The following is a 17,671-nucleotide window of genomic DNA, read 5'->3' as shown; positions in this document are numbered from 1 at the left end:
CGCGAATGCGGTGCATCAGTCACATTTGAATTGACTGACCCACCGCATTCGCGAGCAAGCCCGCTCCCACAGGTGATCTCGACGCTCTTAAAAAATGCTGGCAATCCCCACCGCTGATATGCGCCACTAGCGTCATTGATTGATCCCGCGCATCCGCGCGGTGTACCTGGAGACCCCGTTTATGAGCGAGAGTGTGTTTGCCGATCGCATCGTGCAGAACCTGCTCGACACCGACTTCTACAAACTGACGATGATGCAGGCGGTGCTGCACAACTACCCCAACGTCGAAGTCGAATGGGAGTTTCGTTGCCGTAACAGTGAGGATCTGCGGCCGTATCTGGCCGAGATTCGTTACCAGATCGAGCGCCTGGCCGAACTGAGCCTGAGCGCCGACCAGTTGAGTTTTCTCGAGCGCATCACCTTCCTGAAACCGGATTTCCTGCGCTTTCTCGGCCTGTTCCGTTTCAACCTGCGCTACCTGCACACCGGGATCGAGAACGGCGAACTGTTCATCCGTCTGCGCGGCCCGTGGCTGCATGTGATTCTGTATGAAGTGCCGCTGCTGGCGATCGTCAGCGAAGTGCGCAACCGCTATCGCTACCGGGAAATCGAACTGGTGCAGGCGCGGGAACAGCTGTATCGCAAGTTCGACTGGCTCAGCGCCAACGCCTCGGCTGACGAACTGGCGCAATTGCAGGTCGCCGACTTCGGCACCCGCCGGCGCTTTTCGTACCGCGTGCAGGAAGAAGTGGTCAACGTGCTCAAGCACGATTTCCCCGGGCGCTTTGTCGGCACCAGCAACGTGCACTTGTCCCGCGAGCTGGACATGAAACCGCTGGGCACCATGGCCCATGAATGGATCATGGCCCACCAGCAACTCGGCCCACGGCTGATCGACAGCCAGATCGCCGCCCTCGATTGCTGGGTGCGCGAGTACCGTGGTCTGCTCGGGATTGCGCTCACCGATTGCATCACCACCGACGCGTTTCTCGGCGACTTCGACCTGTTCTTCGCCAAGCTCTTCGATGGTCTGCGCCACGATTCAGGGGATCCGGTGCAGTGGGGTGAAAAGTGCATCGCACACTACCACAAGCTCGGCATCGACCCGATGAGCAAGACCCTGGTGTTCTCCGACAGCCTGACCCTGCCGAAGTCGCTGGAGATCTTCCGCGCGCTGCACGGGCGGATCAACGTCAGCTTTGGCATCGGCACCAACCTGACCTGTGACATTCCGGGTGTCGAACCGATGAGCATCGTGCTTAAAATGACCGCCTGCAACGGCCAGCCGGTGGCGAAGATCTCCGACGAGCCCGGCAAGACCCACTGCAAAGACCCGAATTTCGTCGCCTATTTGCGACATGTGTTCCAGGTTCCTGCCGATTCCAGTCTATCTAGCAAGGAGTGAATTCATGCAAGCCGTACAGCGTGAGATTGCTGAACAGCTCAAGGTGCAACCGCCATTCGCCGGGCATCAGGCCCTCGAAGCGGAAGTCGCCCGGCGCATCACCTTTATCCAGGATTGCCTGGTCAATTCCGGCCTCAAGACCCTGGTGTTGGGCATCAGCGGCGGCGTCGACTCGCTGACCGCCGGCCTGCTGGCCCAGCGCGCCATGCGTGAACTGCGCGAGCGCACCGGCGACGACGCCTACAAGTTCATTGCCGTGCGCCTGCCGTACGAAACCCAGTTCGACGAGCACGACGCCCAGGCGTCGGTGGACTTCATCGCTCCGGACGAACGCCACACGGTGAACATCGGCCCGGCGGTCAAATCCCTGGCCAAGGAAGTGGCGGCGTTCGAAGGCAAACATGCGGTGTCGGTGGATTTTGTGCTCGGCAACACCAAGGCGCGGATGCGCATGGTCGCCCAGTACACCATCGCCGGCGCCGCGCACGGTCTGGTGATCGGCACCGACCACGCGGCGGAAGCGGTGATGGGCTTCTTCACCAAGTTCGGTGACGGCGCCTGCGACCTGGCCCCGCTCAGCGGCCTGGTGAAAAACCAGGTCCGGGCGATTGCCCGCAGCTTCGGCGCACCGGAATCGCTGGTGGAAAAAGTGCCGACCGCGGATCTGGAAGACCTGTCGCCGGGCAAACCGGACGAAGCCTCCCACGGCGTGACCTACGCCGAGATCGACGCCTTCCTGCACGGCGAGCCGGTGCGTCAGGAAGCGTTCGACATCATCGTCAGCACCTACAACAAGACCCATCACAAGCGGGTCATGCCGTTCGCGCCTTGATCGGCGACCGAATGAAAAAGCCCGCTGAGGAGCGATCCTCAGCGGGCTTTTCTTTGGCCAGTTCACCTGTCGATGCTGATGGCCTCTTCGCGAGCAAGCCCGCTCCCACAGTGTCCCGGTTGTTCACAAAATGTGTGACCGACACAAACCCTGTGGGAGCGGGCTTGCTCGCGAAGAACGATAACGCGGTGAGCCTGCTTACTTCACAGCAATGGTGCCTTTCATCATCGAGATGTGGCCCGGGAAGGAGCAGAAGAAGCCGTAGTCAGTACCAGCGGTCAGCTTCGATACATCAATGGTCAGCGTGTCTTTCTCGCCGGCACCGATGATCTTGGTGTGAGCGATAACGCGCTCGTCACCGTCTTTCAGGTAGTTCTTGTCGATGCCAGCGGCCAGGCCGTCGGTGGCGATCGGCTGCATGTCAGCGGTTTTGCTGACCACCAGGTTATGGCCCATGACGTTCTTCGGCAGGCTGCCGGAGTGGGTCAGTTCGACGGTGAAGGTCTTGCAGCTCTTGTCGATCACGATCTCCTTGGTGTTGAAGGACATCTGGTCGGTGGAATCAACGGTGGTTTTGCACTCGGCAGCCATCAATTGGCTGCTGGCCAGCGCCAGCAGGGATACCGCAACAACTTTGGAAAACATGGTGAATCTCCAAGGCAGGGTTAACAAAAACACTAATGGTGGAAAGACTGCCTGAAATCTTCGCAAGTTCCTATGACTTGAGTCAAAAATTGTATACAACTTTCAGGCTATGACACTCATCGAAACAATCTACCGGCGATAATCCCGGGCCGGGCCTATGATCGGCGCATCTACTGAAACGGAGTACCGATCATGTTCTTTAACGGTCTGTTGTGCAGTTTGCTCGCCGCCTACGCCTGTGGCGCCAGCGGTACCTTTGAATCGCCAGAACGCGAAGCTTAGTCCTTGGATCAAGGCGTGCCAGCCATTACCCTGTGACGGATTGACCCAGGAGGAAGGCATGTCTCTCAAATCCGTTTGTGTATTTTGCGGTGCCAACGCCGGCACTGATCCAGCTTATACCGAAGCCGCCCAAGCCCTTGGCCGGGCTCTCGCCGAGCGCCAGCTGACGCTGGTTTACGGTGGGGGTGCCGTGGGCCTGATGGGCCTGGTGGCGGACGCCGCGCTGGCCACTGGCGGCGAAGTGATCGGGATCATTCCGCAAAGCCTGATGGACAAGGAGATCGGTCACAAAAGCCTGACGCGCCTTGAAGTGGTCGATGGCATGCACGCGCGCAAGGCCCGCATGGCTGAACTGAGCGATGCGTTCATCGCGTTGCCCGGTGGCCTCGGCACGCTGGAAGAGCTGTTCGAAGTCTGGACCTGGGGCCAGCTCGGTTACCACGGCAAGCCGCTGGGGCTGCTTGAGGTGAACGGTTTTTACAGCAAACTCACCGCTTTTCTTGACCATATCGTCGGCGAAGGCTTCGTTCGCGCCCCACACCGTGACATGCTGCAAGTGAGCGAATCAGCACAAACGCTGCTCGACGCCCTGGATAACTGGAAGCCGACCGTCACGCCCAAGTGGGTCGACCAAAAACCCGGCTAACCGCCAGGCACCGATACAGGGCAGAATACGCGCCGCTCAACCTCACCTTCGACCCCAGAGGATCGCCCATGGCCAAACCCAATTACTCCTTCGCCAAACGTCAACGAGACCTGGAAAAGGAAAAGAAGAAAGAGGAAAAGCTTCAGCGCAAGAAACAGCAGGCTGAAGAAGCGGCACTAAACCCTGACGGTGAAGTGGCGACTGATGACGATGTTGATGTTGATGCACCGAAAGACCAGGCACCTGACGCCTGAGCTGATTGCTGATTCGCTCCCTGCGGGAGCGATCTGTGGTGAGGGGATTTATCCCCGATGGGTCGCGAAGCGGCCCCAAATTGTTTTGCGACTGCTTCGCAGCCGATCGGGGATAAATCCCCTCGCCACAAAAGCTCCCCACACTCGATTGTCTTCACTCCAATGGCATCACCGTGACCCGCACTTCCGGATCATGCGAACCGCCCCCCAGAATCACCCCCCGCAACGGCGACACATCGGAAAAATCCCGGCCCCAGGCCAGGGTGATGTGCTCCAGCGCCGGCTGCACGTTGTTGGTCGGATCGAAATCCACCCAGCCCAATACCGGACAGAACACCGACACCCAGGCATGCGACGCATCGGCGCCGATCAGCCGTGGCTGCCCCGGTGGCGGCTGGGTCAGCAGATAGCCACTGATGTAGCGCGCTGCCAGTCCTCGCGAGCGCACGCAAGCGAGCATCAGATGCGCGAAGTCCTGACACACGCCACGCCGGCGCTCGAGCACCTCGACCAGCGGCGTCGCCACTTGCGTGGCCTCGGCATCGAAGGTGAATTCGCTGAAAATTTTCTGCATCAAGGCCTGCACGCCCAGCAACAAGGGCCTGCCTGGAGGAAAACAGCTTTCGGAAAACTCGACGAAGCTGCGTTTCAAATGCACGTAGGGTGATTGAAACCGATAGCGACAAGCCTCCAGCATTTCGGCGGACAACGGCTGACTGCTGTAGGTCAGCGCGTTGCGCGTCTGCTCCCACGCCGGGGACAGACTGAAATCCGCCAGTGGCCGCGCCAGCACCTCAACCGTGAGCCGGGCGTTGACCTGCAACTCGTCATGCGGGCGCTCGAAGGCCAGTCGGGTCAGCGGATTGCCGAACACATCCAGTTCATCCCGCCGCGTGGTCGGGTCCGGGCTGATCAGCAATTGCTGCTCGGTGCAGCGTTGCCACGTGCACTCACGCGGCCACAGGTGCGCGAGTTGCTGTGCCAGCGAAACCGGGCTGTCGTAGTGGTAACAGGTGTCGTGAAAGATCTGGTAGTGCGCGCTCATCAGACGGACACCGTGCGCTGGCTGACATCATCGACATGGGCAAAGTGGCGCAGCGCCAGCCGATCGGACACCTGACCGCTGGCTTCGGCAATCTCTTGCAGCAAATCCGCCAGACCATCGAGCGCGGCACGCACGCTGTTTTCCCCGAACAGCGGGTTCTCCAGACAGCCCAGATCGAACCGAGCCAGACGCTCGACCAACTGCGGCAATCCGGCCTCGCGAGGCACGCCGAAATCATCGTTCAAGCGTTTCAAAGTGCGGGTCACCAGTTTTAACTGGAACAGCACCGCGTGCGGGTTCTGCTCATCCAGCAGCAACAGGTCGAGCACCGGAATCAACTGCGCCACCGCCAGATACCGCGAACGGTAGGTGATGCTGCTGTTGCCCAGTTCCAGCAGCCATTCCAGCCCCGCCTGATCGAACGCCCCGGCGCCGCGCAGAAATGCGGCCAGACTGCGGCTGAGAAACTGCAAGCGTTCGATCCGCCGACCGATCATCAGAAAGCGCCAGCCTTCGTCGCGGGTCATGTCGTCGAGCGCGAAACCCGAAAGCGCCGCCAGCGACATCACCAGCCGGTTGAGAAAATCCAGCAACTCGCCGAAGTCCGGCTCCTCGGTGTCCAGTTCCAGCGCCTCGCGTTGCAACTCGACCAAGGCCTGCCAGTTCTCCCGCGAGAGCTTGCCGCGCACCTGCGAGGCCGCCCATTGCAGGCGCTGCAGGTTGGAGCGCAGGCTGAACGACCAGTCCTCGCCGAGCAGCGCCGCCAGCAGCCGCTCCGGCAGCTCACCCTCCTCCGGCAGCAACATCAGACGCTCACCCAGCTCCACAGCGGCCTGCAACGCTTGCGGATCATCGCCATCGACATACCGCGCGAGCATGATCCGCAGCAGTCGCGCACTGTCGTCGCAACGCTCGCAGTAACGGCCGAACCAGAACAGGTTCTCCACCACCCGCGAGGGCAGATAAGGATCGCGGCGCACCAGATCGTGTACGCCGACGTTGCGCTGGGTTTTCCATTGCTCGCCACTCGGCGCACGCTCGCCCAACACCCAGGTGTCCTTGCTCGCGCCACCGCGCTGCATCGACACCACTTCGGCATCGGCCTCGGCGGCAACCCGGGTCAGTCCACCGGGCAATACGCGATAGCCGTCACCACTGGCCACCGCATACACGCGCATGCCGATCGCTCGCGGTTGCAGTTGGCCGTCTTCGGCCTGCCAGATCGGCGCCTGGGACAGCTGCGCCAGTTCTTGCGCGACATAGGCATATGGCCGCGCCTGCATGCGCTCGGCGAGCGCCTGGCGCTGTTGTTCGCTCAGATCGCGGCCGAACACCGGCGCAAAACTCTGAGAGGGGAACGCCGGTTTGATCAGCAGCTCCGGAAGCTTTTCCAGCGCCTGCGCCAATACCGGCGCCTCGCCGCACCACCAGGTGGCGATGGACGGCAGCAGCAGTTCTTCGCCGAACAGGTACTGATTGATCTTCGGCAGAAATCCGAGCAATCCCGGCGACTCCAGCACGCCGCTGCCCAAGGCATTGGCCACCAGCACCCGGCCCTGACGCACCGCCTCCAGCAAGCCGGGCACACCGAGTGCCGAATCGGTACGCAGCTCCAGCGGATCGCAGAAGTCATCGTCGAGGCGGCGCATGATCGCATGCACCCGGCGCAGACCACTGAGGGTTTTCAGGTACACCGTGGCATCGCGCACGGTGAGGTCGCCGCCCTCGACCAGCGGATAACCGAGCTGGCGTGCCAGATAAAGATGTTCGAAGTAGCTCTCGTTAAAGCGCCCCGGCGTCAGCAACACCACCAGCGGCGCGTCGTCTGCACACGGCGCCTGACGCGCGAGGGTTTCCTGCAGGGTGCGGAAGAAGCCGGCCAGGTGCTGCACCTTCAGATCGCGGTACAACTCGGGAAACGCCCGCGACACGATGGTGCGATTTTCCAGCGCATACCCCGCGCCCGACGGAGCCTGAGTACGATCAGCGGTGACCCACCAGCGGCCGTCCGGCGTGCGCGCCAGATCCACGGCGTACAGATGCAGAAAGGCATCTTCCGGTGGTGCGATGCCCTGACAGGGCCAAAGAAAATTGTTGTGGCCGAACACCAGCTCCGCCGGTAACAACCCTTCACTGATCAGCCGCTGCGGCCCATACAGATCGGCCAGTACCGCGTTGAGCAGGCGTGCTCGCTGGGCAATCCCCGCCGACAGTTGCTGCCACTCATCAGCAGCGATCACGTGCGGCAGCAGGTCCAGTTCCCACGGGCGGTCGGCGCCCTTGGGATCGGCATAGACGTTGTAGGTCACGCCGTTTTCCTGAATTTGCCGGGCCAGCAACGCCTGCCGCTGCACCAGTTGCGCCGGGGTGCTGCGCTGCAATTGATCGAACAGCCGCCGCCAGTGCGGGCGCACTTCCCCGCTGTCATTCAGCAGTTCGTGATAAGTGCCCGCAGTGCGCGGGTAGCGGTCTAGCAGGTCAGGCATGGAAAGCTCGGCAGACAGCAGGGAACGGTCAGACTAACGCAGGCACATGACATGCGGATATACGAAAAATCCGCATGTCGTGCAGGACTTAGAAACGTCGCAAATCGAGCGTCATCGGCAACTCGTCGGAGATTGTCAGGTTCGGTATCGGAAGTTTCCCCGGCGTGTGTCCGATGCGGAAAAACCGCGCCATGCGCCGGCTCTCCGCTTCGTTGGCATTGACCGGTAACGTCTCGTAATTGCGCCCGCCCGGGTGCGCCACGTGGTACTGGCAACCGCCCAGTGAACGCTGCATCCAGGTGTCGAGCAGGTCGAACACCAGCGGCGCGTGCACCGGGATGGTCGGTTGCAGGCAGTTGGCCGGTTGCCAGGCCCGAAAGCGCACGCCGGCGACGAACTCACCGATGCGCCCGGTCGGTTGCAGCGGCAGCGGAATGCCGTTGCAGGTCAGCAGATAGCGCTGCGGCGGCAGGCCGCTGAGCTTGATCTGCAAACGCTCCAGCGACGAATCGACATAACGCACCGTGCCGCCGGCCGTACCCTCCTCGCCCAGCACATGCCAAGGTTCCAGCGCCTGGCGCAGCTCCATCTCGATGCCGCTGACCGCGTAATCGCCGACCTTGGGAAAACGGAACTCCAGATGCGCAGCGAACCACTCGGCGCGCAATGGATAACCGGCGTTGTTCAGTTCGACGATGACGTCGGCGAAATCCTGCTCGATAAAGTGCGGCAGCATGAAGCGGTCGTGCAGCTCGGTGCCCCAGCGCGCCAGTTTCGGCGGCGCGTAGGGCTCGCGCCAGAATCGCGCAACCAGCGCACGCAGCAACAACTGCTGAGCCAGGCTCATCCGCGCATGCGGCGGCATTTCGAAGGCGCGCAGCTCCAGCAGGCCAAGGCGCCCGGTAGCGCCATCCGGCGAATACAGTTTGTCGATGCAGAACTCGGCGCGGTGAGTGTTGCCGGTGACGTCGATCAGCAAATTGCGCAGCAGTCGATCCACCAGCCACGGCGCGCACGCTTCGCCCGGTTCAGGCATCTGCGCGAAGGCGATTTCCAGTTCGTACAGGGCGTCGTTGCGCGCTTCATCGACCCGCGGCGCCTGCGAGGTCGGGCCGATGAACAGACCGGAAAACAGGTAGGACAGTGACGGATGGTTGTGCCAGTAGCTGATCAGGCTACGCAGCAGGTCCGGGCGGCGCAGGAATGGTGAGTCTGCCGGGGTCGCGCCACCGAGGACGAAATGGTTGCCGCCGCCGGTGCCGGTATGGCGCCCGTCGATCATGAATTTTTCGGTGGTCAGGCGGGTTTGCCGCGCCTGTTCATAGAGAAACTCGGTGCGTTCGACCAGTTCGTCCCAAGTCGCGGACGGCTGCACGTTGACCTCGATCACGCCCGGATCCGGGGTGATGCGGAAGTTGCTCAGGCGCGGATCGCTCGGCGGCTCGTAACCTTCCAGCAGCACCGGGCAATGCAGCTCTTCGGCGGTGGCTTCGATGGCCGCCACCAGTTCCAGATAGTCCTCGACCCGCTCCAGCGGCGGCATGAACAGATACAGACGCCCTTCGCGCGCTTCGGCACAGAAGGCGGTGCGGGTCAGCCAGTCGGCGGACTCGTCAATTTTCGGCGCGCGTTCGGCGGCCGTGGCGGGTTCGGCATGACTGTTGAGCTGCGCGGTGTTCGGCAGCTCGGGGAAGTCCTGATTCGGATCGTTGGGATGAATGAACGGATACTCGGCGGCCTTCACCCACGGCTGCGAGCCGAGTGGCAAGCGATAACCCAGCGGCGAATCCCCCGGTACCAGTCGGCAATGCTCGTCGCGCAGATACCAGCGCCCGCTCTGCCATTGATCACCCTTGCCGGTGCGGGCCAGCGGCAGCACCTGGCCGATCACTTTATCCAGGCCCTGCGCGAAAACCTTGCGCAGACGCGCACGCTCCAGCGGTTCTTCAAGACGCGAGTCTTCAGCGCTGACGTTGCTCGGCAATGCGCCCTCACGCCAGAGGTAATAAAAATTGTCTTCGTAGGCTGGAAACACGAAACGAGCAGGCAGTTTCAGGCGTTCGGCAACACTCGCAAGAAAGCGTCCCGCCAGTTCGCCATCGGCGCCGTAGTCCTGCTGCTCATCGGCGATCAGCGCGCTGTTTTGCCAGATCGGCACGCCATCGCGGCGCCAGTAGCAGTTGAGCGACCAGCGCGGCAATTGCTCGCCCGGGTACCACTTGCCCTGACCGAAATGCACCAGACCTTTCGGCGCATAGTGCTGGCGCATGCGCTGGAACAGTTCAGCGGACAGTCGGCGCTTGTCCGGGCCTAGCGCGGCGGTGTTCCACTCGGCGCCGTCCGGGTCGTCGATGGAGACGAAGGTCGGCTCGCCGCCCATGGTCAGGCGCACATCGCCTTCCAGCAGGTCGGCATCGATCTGCCGGCCCAGCGCCTGAATCGCCAGCCACTGCTCATCGGTATAGGGTTTGGTGACCCGTGGCGCTTCCCAGATCCGCTCCACCGACATTTCGTGGCTGAACTGGCATTCGCACGGCTCGACCAGACCACTGATCGGCGCGGCTGAGGATGGATCGGGGCTGCAGGCCAGCGGGATATGCCCTTCGCCGGCGAACAACCCGGACGTAGCATCCAGACCGATCCAGCCAGCGCCTGGCAAGTACACCTCGCACCACGCGTGCAGATCAGTGAAGTCCACTTCGGTGCCGGACGGGCCGTCGAGGCTCTTCACGTCGGCGGTCAGTTGAATCAGGTAACCGGAAACGAACCGCGCGGCCAGCCCGAGGTTGCGCAGCAGTTGCACCAGCAGCCACGCCGAGTCGCGGCAGGAGCCGGAGGCATGTTCGAGGGTGTGTTCCGGGGTTTGCACGCCCGGTTCCATGCGGATCAGGTAGCGGATGTCTTCGCTGAGGCGCTGGTTGAGCATCACCAGGAAATCCACAGCGGGCAGCGGCGTACGGTCGATCCCGTCCAGATAGGCTTTGAATGCCGGGGTCAGCGGCAGGGTTTCGAGGTACGGCGCCAGCTCTTTGCGCTCATCGGCCGCGTAAGTGAAGGGGATTTTCTCGGCGTAGGGTTCGAGGAAGAAGTCGAACGGATTGAACACCGCCATCTCGGCCAGCAGATCGACTTCGATGCGCAACTCGTCGGTTTTCTCGGGGAATACCAGACGCGCGAGGTAGTTACCCTGCGGGTCTTGCTGCCAGTTGATGAAATGCTGCTCGGGCGAGACCTTCAGCGCATACGAAAGAATCCGCGTGCGGCTGTGGGCGGCCGGACGCAGGCGTACGATCTGCGGGCCGAGTTCGACAGCGCGGTCGTAGCGGTAATGCGTGACGTGATGCAATGCGACATGAATCGACACGGCGTGCCTCCTGCGAGCCTAAGCGTATTCGAAAGCGCGCAAGACTTATGCCATGCAGAGGCTTGGGCGCTTTCCCGGAATGCTCAGGGCAGTACAGCACCAAAATCGGGCGATGCGGGGAAATGGATTGAGGAAGTTGCGCCTAAATGTGGCGGCAGTGGTAGATGCGGCGCCTAAGATGACGCCTTCGCGAGCAAGCCCGCTCCCACAGGAGACCGCATTCCAACTGTGGGAGCGGGCTTGCTCGCGAAGGGGCCAGTCGATTCAGCGCATTTCCTGAAACCTGAAATGCAAAACGCCAACCCGAAGGTTGGCGTTCTGTTGAAACAAAAAGCGATTTAGCGCGGTACGACGGGCTTGCGAGCCGGTTTCGGCCCCTTGCCCTTGGCCGCTTCCTTGCGCTCCTTGGCCGCCTGCTGGTTGCGGGCGAATGCCGCAGCCTTGGCCTGTTCACGCTTGTCCCAAGGATTGCCACCGTCGCTGGCACGCGGCGGCAGGCCGTTGTGCTGGGTGAGAATCTTGGTGGTCTTCTCTTTCGCGACCTTGTGGCTGCCGGCCGGCGTCGAGTTCTTGCGACGGGCGCTCTGGTAGCTGTCGGTAGCCGGTTGATGCAGCGGAATCAACTGATCCTTGCCCGGACCGATCAGATCACCACGGCCCATGCGAATCAACGCTTCGCGCAGCATCGGCCAGCCTTTCGGGTCGTGATAACGCAAGAACGCCTTGTGCAGGCGGCGCTGCTCTTCGCTCTTGACGATGGTCACGCCGTCGCTCTTGTAGGTGACCTTGCGCAGCGGGTTCTTGCCCGAGTGGTACATCGCGGTTGCGGTGGCCATCGGCGACGGATAGAACGCCTGCACCTGGTCGGCACGGAAGCCGTTGCCCTTGAGCCACAGCGCCAGGTTCATCATGTCTTCGTCGGTGGTGCCCGGGTGCGCGGCGATGAAGTACGGGATCAGGTACTGCTCTTTGCCTGCTTCCTTGGTGTACTTCTCGAACATGCGCTTGAACTTGTCATAGCTGCCAATGCCCGGTTTCATCATCTGGTTGAGCGGACCTTCCTCGGTGTGCTCCGGGGCGATCTTCAGGTAGCCACCGACGTGGTGGGTCACCAGTTCTTTGACGTACTCCGGCGACTCGACCGCGAGGTCGTAACGCAGGCCGGAGGCGATCAGGATCTTCTTCACACCCGGCAAGGCACGGGCGCTGCGGTACAGCTGAATCAGCGACGAGTGGTCGGTGTTCAGGTTCGGGCAGATGCCTGGGAATACGCAGGACGGCTTGCGGCACGCGGATTCGATTTCCGGGCTCTTGCAGGCGATGCGGTACATGTTCGCGGTCGGGCCGCCGAGGTCGGAGATGACACCGGTGAAGCCCGGGACCTTGTCGCGGATCTCTTCGATTTCGCGAATGATCGACTCTTCGGAACGGTTCTGGATGATCCGGCCTTCGTGCTCGGTGATCGAGCAGAAGGTGCAGCCGCCGAAGCAGCCACGCATGATGTTCACCGAGAAACGGATCATGTCGTAGGCCGGAATCTTCTCCTTGCCGTACGCCGGGTGCGGAACCCGTGCGTAAGGCATGCCGAACACGTAGTCCATTTCTTCAGTGGTCATCGGAATCGGCGGCGGGTTGAACCAGACGTCGATCTCGCCATGTTTCTGCACCAGCGCGCGGGCGTTGCCCGGGTTAGTTTCCAGGTGCAGCACGCGGTTGGCGTGGGCGTACAGAACCGGGTCGTTACGCACCTTTTCCATCGACGGCAGGCGGATCACGGTCTTGTCGCGAGTCATGCGCGGGCTGGCCAGGATCTGTACGACCTTGGCTTCCTCGGGATCATCCACCGGGCCCTTCTCTTGCTCGATGGCGCAAGCCTGGGTGTCCTGGGTGTTGACGTACGGGTTGATGATCTTGTCGACCTTGCCCGGACGGTCGATACGCGTGGAGTCGACTTCGTACCAGCCCTGCGGCGTGTCACGACGGATGAACGCGGTGCCGCGCACGTCGGTGATGTCTTCGATCTTGTGCCCGTAGGACAGACGCTGGGCCACTTCGACGATGGCGCGCTCGGCGTTGCCGTACAGCAGAATGTCGGCGCTGGCGTCGATCAGGATCGAGTTGCGCACGCGGTCCTGCCAGTAGTCGTAGTGGGCGATGCGGCGCAGGGAAGCTTCGATGCCGCCGAGGACGATCGGCACATGCTTGTAGGCTTCCTTGCAGCGCTGGCTGTAAACCAGGCTCGCGCGATCCGGACGTTTGCCCGCCATGCCACCCGGGGTGTAGGCGTCGTCGGAACGGATTTTCTTGTCCGCGGTGTAGCGGTTGATCATCGAGTCCATGTTGCCGGCCGCGACGCCGAAGAACAGGTTCGGCTCGCCGAGCTTCATGAAGTCGTCTTTGGACTGCCAGTTCGGCTGTGCGATGATCCCGACGCGGAAGCCCTGGGACTCCAGCAGCCGGCCGATGATCGCCATGCCGAACGACGGGTGATCGACGTAGGCATCACCGGTGACGATGATGATGTCGCAGGAATCCCAGCCGAGCTGATCCATCTCCTCCCTGCTCATCGGCAGGAATGGCGCTGGCCCGAAACATTCGGCCCAGTACTTTGGATAGTCAAATAACGGCTTGGCTGCTTGCATGTCGATAACCGGTGTTGGCTTTCATTGAATTTCGCGGGCGCGGAATATAGCACAAATTTTGACCAATTCCGACGACTGTGGTCGGAAATTGTGCCATGCCCATTCGCGAGCAAGCCCGCTCCCACATTTGAATGCATTCCAAGTGTGGGAGCGGGCTTGCTCGCGAAGGCGTCAGTTCAAACGATGAAGCATTTACTCGTCGTCGTCGAAGTTGTAACTGCCCGGCGCGAGGTTTTCGAAGCGGGTGTACTTACCGATAAAGGCCAGGCGGATAAAGCCGATCGGGCCGTTCCGCTGCTTGCCGATGATGATTTCGGCGATGCCCTTGTGTTCGGTTTCCGGGTGATACACCTCGTCCCGGTACACGAACATGATGACGTCGGCGTCCTGCTCGATCGCTCCGGATTCCCGCAAGTCGGAGTTCACCGGACGCTTGTTGGGACGTTGTTCCAGGGACCGGTTGAGCTGCGACAGCGCCACCACCGGGCAGTTGAATTCCTTGGCCAGGGCTTTCAGGGATCGCGAAATCTCGGAAATCTCGTTGGTCCGGTTGTCACCGCTGGAGCCGGGAATCTGCATCAGCTGCAGGTAGTCGATCATGATCAGGCCGACGTCGCCGTGCTCGCGCACCAGACGCCGGGTCCGCGCGCGCATTTCCGACGGGCTGATGCCGGCGGTGTCATCGATGAACAGCTTGCGGTCGTTGAGCAGGTTGACCGCCGAGGTCAGGCGCGGCCAATCGTCGTCTTCCAGTTGGCCGGAACGCACCTTGGTCTGGTCGATACGACCGAGGGACGAGAGCATACGCATGATCAACGATTCACCTGGCATCTCGAGGGAGTACACCAGCACCGCCTTGTCGCTGCGCAGTACGGCGTTTTCCACCAGGTTCATCGCGAAGGTGGTTTTACCCATCGACGGACGGCCGGCGACGATGATCAGGTCGGACGGCTGCAGGCCACTGGTCTTCTCGTCGAGGTCGGTATATCCGGTGGACAGACCGGTAATCGCGTCGGCAGTGTTGAACAGGGTGTCGATGCGATCGATGGCCTTGGTCAACAGTTCGTTGACCCCCACCGGGCCGCCGGTCTTCGGCCGCGCCTCGGCGATCTGGAAGATCTGCCGTTCGGCTTCGTCGAGGATCTCTTCGGCTGTACGGCCTTCAGGGTTGAAGGCGGCGTCGGCAATTTCGGTGCTGATACCGATCAGCTGGCGCAACGTCGCGCGCTGGCGAACGATCTGCGCATAGGCTTTGATGTTGGCGACGGACGGCGTGTTTTTCGCCAGCTCGCCGAGGTAACCGAGGCCGCCGACCTGGGACGTCTGACCTTCCTTGTCCAGTTGCTCGGCCAGGGTCACGACGTCGATCGGCATGTTCTGATCGGCCAATTTGGCGATCGCACGGAAGATCAGACGGTGGTCATGTCGGTAGAAATCGCCGTCGGAGACTTGATCGAGCACGCGTTCCCAGGCGTTGTTGTCCAGCATCAGACCACCGAGTACGGCCTGTTCGGCCTCGATGGAATGCGGCGGCACCTTCAGGGCAGCGGTTTGCAGATCGTATTGCTCGGGAGCGGTGATTTCGTTCATGGCCACTTGGAGTCAGGTTTGAAAACGGGAGTACCAGAAAGACAAAGGGCACGACCTGTAAACAGGATCGTGCCCGATGTTACCGGCAAGCACCCGAGGGTGCCAGCCGACAAGTATTGCTTAAGCTGCTACCACGACAACGCGTACGGTGGCTTCAACTTCGGCGTGCAGGTGCACAGCCACGTCGAATTCACCCACGTTGCGGATGGTGCCGTTCGGCAGACGAACTTCGCTCTTCTGCACTTCAACGCCGGAAGCGGTCAGTGCGTCAGCGATGTCGTGAGTACCGATCGAACCGAACAGCTTGCCTTCGTCGCCAGCGGTGGCAGTGATGGTCACTTCCAGCTCGGCCAGTTGGGCAGCACGGCTTTCAGCCGATGCTTTACGGTCTGCGGCGGCTTTTTCCAGCTCGGCACGACGCTCTTCGAACGCAGCCAGGTTGGCAGCGGTCGCAGCGGTAGCCTTGCCGAAAGGCAGCAGGTAGTTACGGCCGTAACCGGCCTTAACGTTTACTTTGTCGCCCAGGTTGCCCAGGTTGGCGATTTTTTCCAGAAGGATCAGTTGCATGTGGAAATCCTCTTAACTTTTAACCTTCACCGTTCGCGTTATCGGTGTCTTTCGACACGTGACGACCGCGAAAATCAATCAGGCTGTCGACAATGGCCAGAACCACGAGCAACGGATAGAGCAGCTGCATGAACAACAGCAGCGTGACGTACAACCCCACCAGCCAGAAACCGGCCAGTCGCTTCTGCCCGACCAGCCCGTGAATCAGGGCGAGTCCGGCGAACACCAGCGGTACACTGCACAACGGCGTCAACATGGCCATCTGTGCACCGAGATTCGGGCCCAGAAGCATCAACGCCAGCAGCAACATCGCCGGCCCCAGCGGGATCCGGATGGCGCGAAACTCGCGACCAAAACCACCCGGGTTGTACAACAACGCCTGCCAATGCCGCCCGACAATCAGGCTCAGCACGCTGACGATCTGCAACAGAGCCGCAATCAGTCCGGTCAGGACTGGTGCAATCAGGGACGCGAAGCGCGCTTGCTCATCGACCGACAATTGCTTGTAGGTTTCACCAAGAAGCGCCGGCATGACCTTTATCAAGGCCTGCGCGAGCATCTCGATCTGGGCCGCAAACGCTGCCCCGAGCACCACTGAAAACACCACTCCAATCACTACGCTGACCAGCAGCGTGCGAACCCAGGACTCGCTTGCGCGCAACACCAACGCAAGCCCCGAAGACCCCAGCAGCACCAGAAGTGCCCGTGGATCATCGGCATACAGCCACCAGACCAAAGCCGGCAGCAGCCCCAGAGACAGAACACCCAGGGCGTCCGTCAGTCCGCGCCGCAGAAGCACCAGGCTCCCGGCGGCAGCACCCAACCAATACAACAACGGCAATGTTGCACATCCGGCCACCACGAGAGTGGCCTGCATACGGCCTCGCATGATGAACTCAGCTAAGGCACGCATGCATTCAATCCTTTGCTACTTGTCGACTGCCCGGTCTCAGCGGCCGTGGCTGTCGGTGTAGGCCAGCAGGGCCAGGAAGCGGGCGCGCTTGATAGCGGTGGCCAGCTGACGCTGATAACGAGCTTTGGTACCGGTGATGCGGCTTGGAACGATTTTGCCGGTCTCGGATACGTAGGCTTTCAGAGTGTTGAGATCTTTGTAATCGATCTCTTTCACGTCTTCAGCGGTGAAGCGGCAGAATTTACGACGACGGAAGAAACGTGCCATTTGATAGGCTCCTTAAAAGGTCCGTGGATTACTCGTCAGCGTTATCGCTGTTGTCGCTGTCATCACCCTCAACGCCATCAGCGTCGGAGTGCTCAGGACGGTCGCGACGCTCACGGCGCTCACTGCGGTTTTCTTCAGCCTTGAGCATCTCGGACTGGCCGGTAACGGCTTCGTCGCGACGGATGACCAGGTTACGGATCACAGCATCGTTGTAGCGGAAGTTGTCTTCCAGCTCGGCCAGGGCCTTGCCAGTGCACTCAACGTTCAGCATCACGTAGTGAGCCTTGTGAACATTGTTGATTGCGTAGGCCAGTTGACGACGGCCCCAGTCTTCCAGACGGTGGATTTTGCCGCCGTCTTCTTCGATCAGCTTGGTGTAACGCTCAACCATGCCGCCGACTTGCTCGCTCTGGTCAGGGTGGACCAGAAAGATGATTTCGTAATGACGCATGAATGCTCCTTACGGGTTGTAGCCTGCCGCTCAAAAACGGTCAGACAAGGAGTGAATGACACTTATGGACTTGCTGGCGCGGGGCACATGCGTGCCTGCCGTCACAGCAAGGGGCGCAATTGTAGAGAAGGGACTGCGGAGGTGCAAGGCAATTGGTGATTATTTGAACAATCACCATTTCTTTGCCTTCGCACAAAACACTGTGGGAGCGGGCTTGCTCGCGAATGCGTTTCATCAGGCAACATTATTGTTGTCTGACACACCGCTTTCGCGAGCAAGCCC

General features: G+C 61.2%; 15 protein-coding genes. 5 read left to right on the top strand and 10 right to left on the bottom strand.

Annotation, left to right across the window (positions count from 1 at the left end; translation table 11 throughout):
* Positions 1-181: 181 nt before the first annotated feature.
* The gene (gene pncB / locus QMX91_RS19660; protein WP_003221154.1) at positions 182-1,405 is read left to right on the top strand and encodes a nicotinate phosphoribosyltransferase; all 1,224 of its coding nucleotides are present in this window, start codon (positions 182-184) and stop codon (positions 1,403-1,405) included.
* Between the two features lie 4 nt (positions 1,406-1,409).
* Positions 1,410-2,237 carry an ammonia-dependent NAD(+) synthetase gene (gene nadE, locus QMX91_RS19655; RefSeq protein ID WP_098966951.1) on the top strand — a complete coding sequence of 276 codons (828 nt, stop codon included), beginning with the start codon at positions 1,410-1,412 and terminating at the stop codon, positions 2,235-2,237.
* 198 nt (positions 2,238-2,435) lie between these two features.
* On the opposite strand, the gene azu is transcribed toward nadE, so the two are convergent.
* The gene (azu, locus tag QMX91_RS19650; protein WP_098966950.1) at positions 2,436-2,882 is read right to left on the bottom strand and encodes an azurin; all 447 of its coding nucleotides are present in this window, start codon (positions 2,880-2,882) and stop codon (positions 2,436-2,438) included.
* A gap of 340 nt (positions 2,883-3,222) precedes the next feature.
* Here azu and QMX91_RS19645 point away from each other — a divergent pair, with 340 nt between their 5' ends.
* Positions 3,223-3,810: a TIGR00730 family Rossman fold protein gene (locus tag QMX91_RS19645; RefSeq protein ID WP_282413220.1), complete on the top strand. Its 588-nt coding sequence runs from the start codon at positions 3,223-3,225 to the stop codon at positions 3,808-3,810.
* A 68-nt stretch (positions 3,811-3,878) separates the two neighbouring features.
* Entirely contained in the window at positions 3,879-4,064 is a 186-nt protein-coding gene (locus tag QMX91_RS19640) for a hypothetical protein (RefSeq protein WP_007967464.1), read from the top strand.
* 154 nt (positions 4,065-4,218) lie between these two features.
* Here QMX91_RS19640 and QMX91_RS19635 read toward each other — a convergent pair whose 3' ends face one another.
* The 9 genes from QMX91_RS19635 to rpsF form a co-directional block, all read right to left on the bottom strand.
* Complete coding sequence (locus tag QMX91_RS19635) at positions 4,219-5,109, bottom strand: transglutaminase family protein (RefSeq protein WP_098966948.1); 891 nt, start codon at positions 5,107-5,109, stop codon at positions 4,219-4,221.
* On the bottom strand, positions 5,109-7,595 hold the full coding sequence (locus QMX91_RS19630; RefSeq protein ID WP_282413219.1) for a circularly permuted type 2 ATP-grasp protein: 2,487 nt from the start codon (positions 7,593-7,595) through the stop codon (positions 5,109-5,111). The genes QMX91_RS19635 and QMX91_RS19630 overlap by 1 nt, the downstream gene beginning before the upstream one ends.
* 88 nt (positions 7,596-7,683) lie before the next feature.
* Positions 7,684-10,959: a transglutaminase family protein gene (locus QMX91_RS19625; protein ID WP_282413218.1), complete on the bottom strand. Its 3,276-nt coding sequence runs from the start codon at positions 10,957-10,959 to the stop codon at positions 7,684-7,686.
* A 338-nt stretch (positions 10,960-11,297) separates the two neighbouring features.
* Entirely contained in the window at positions 11,298-13,601 is a 2,304-nt protein-coding gene (locus QMX91_RS19620) for a YgiQ family radical SAM protein (RefSeq protein ID WP_007967456.1), read from the bottom strand.
* Between the two features lie 192 nt (positions 13,602-13,793).
* A complete protein-coding gene (gene dnaB, locus QMX91_RS19615) occupies positions 13,794-15,191 on the bottom strand; it encodes a replicative DNA helicase (RefSeq protein WP_047600693.1) in 1,398 nt (465 codons plus the stop codon).
* A 120-nt stretch (positions 15,192-15,311) separates the two neighbouring features.
* Positions 15,312-15,758 carry a 50S ribosomal protein L9 gene (rplI, locus tag QMX91_RS19610; protein WP_003221136.1) on the bottom strand — a complete coding sequence of 149 codons (447 nt, stop codon included), beginning with the start codon at positions 15,756-15,758 and terminating at the stop codon, positions 15,312-15,314.
* Between the two features lie 19 nt (positions 15,759-15,777).
* Positions 15,778-16,671, bottom strand: a complete 894-nt coding sequence (locus tag QMX91_RS19605) for a hypothetical protein (protein ID WP_027611422.1) — start codon at positions 16,669-16,671, stop codon at positions 15,778-15,780.
* Positions 16,672-16,707: 36 nt separating this feature from the next.
* Entirely contained in the window at positions 16,708-16,938 is a 231-nt protein-coding gene (gene rpsR, locus QMX91_RS19600) for a 30S ribosomal protein S18 (RefSeq protein WP_002551829.1), read from the bottom strand.
* Positions 16,939-16,966: 28 nt separating this feature from the next.
* On the bottom strand, positions 16,967-17,389 hold the full coding sequence (gene rpsF, locus QMX91_RS19595; protein ID WP_003221133.1) for a 30S ribosomal protein S6: 423 nt from the start codon (positions 17,387-17,389) through the stop codon (positions 16,967-16,969).
* Positions 17,390-17,453: 64 nt separating this feature from the next.
* On the opposite strand from rpsF, the gene QMX91_RS19590 reads away from it, so the two are divergent.
* The coding region (locus QMX91_RS19590) for a hypothetical protein (RefSeq protein ID WP_282413217.1) at positions 17,454-17,671 on the top strand (218 nt) is incomplete at its 3' end.

The organism is Pseudomonas sp. PS01299, from assembly GCF_029960145.1.
Lineage (GTDB): Bacteria > Pseudomonadota > Gammaproteobacteria > Pseudomonadales > Pseudomonadaceae > Aquipseudomonas > Aquipseudomonas putida_A.
The sequence above is the reverse complement of the archived record's forward strand: the minus strand, read 5'-3'. Positions and strand labels throughout refer to the sequence as shown.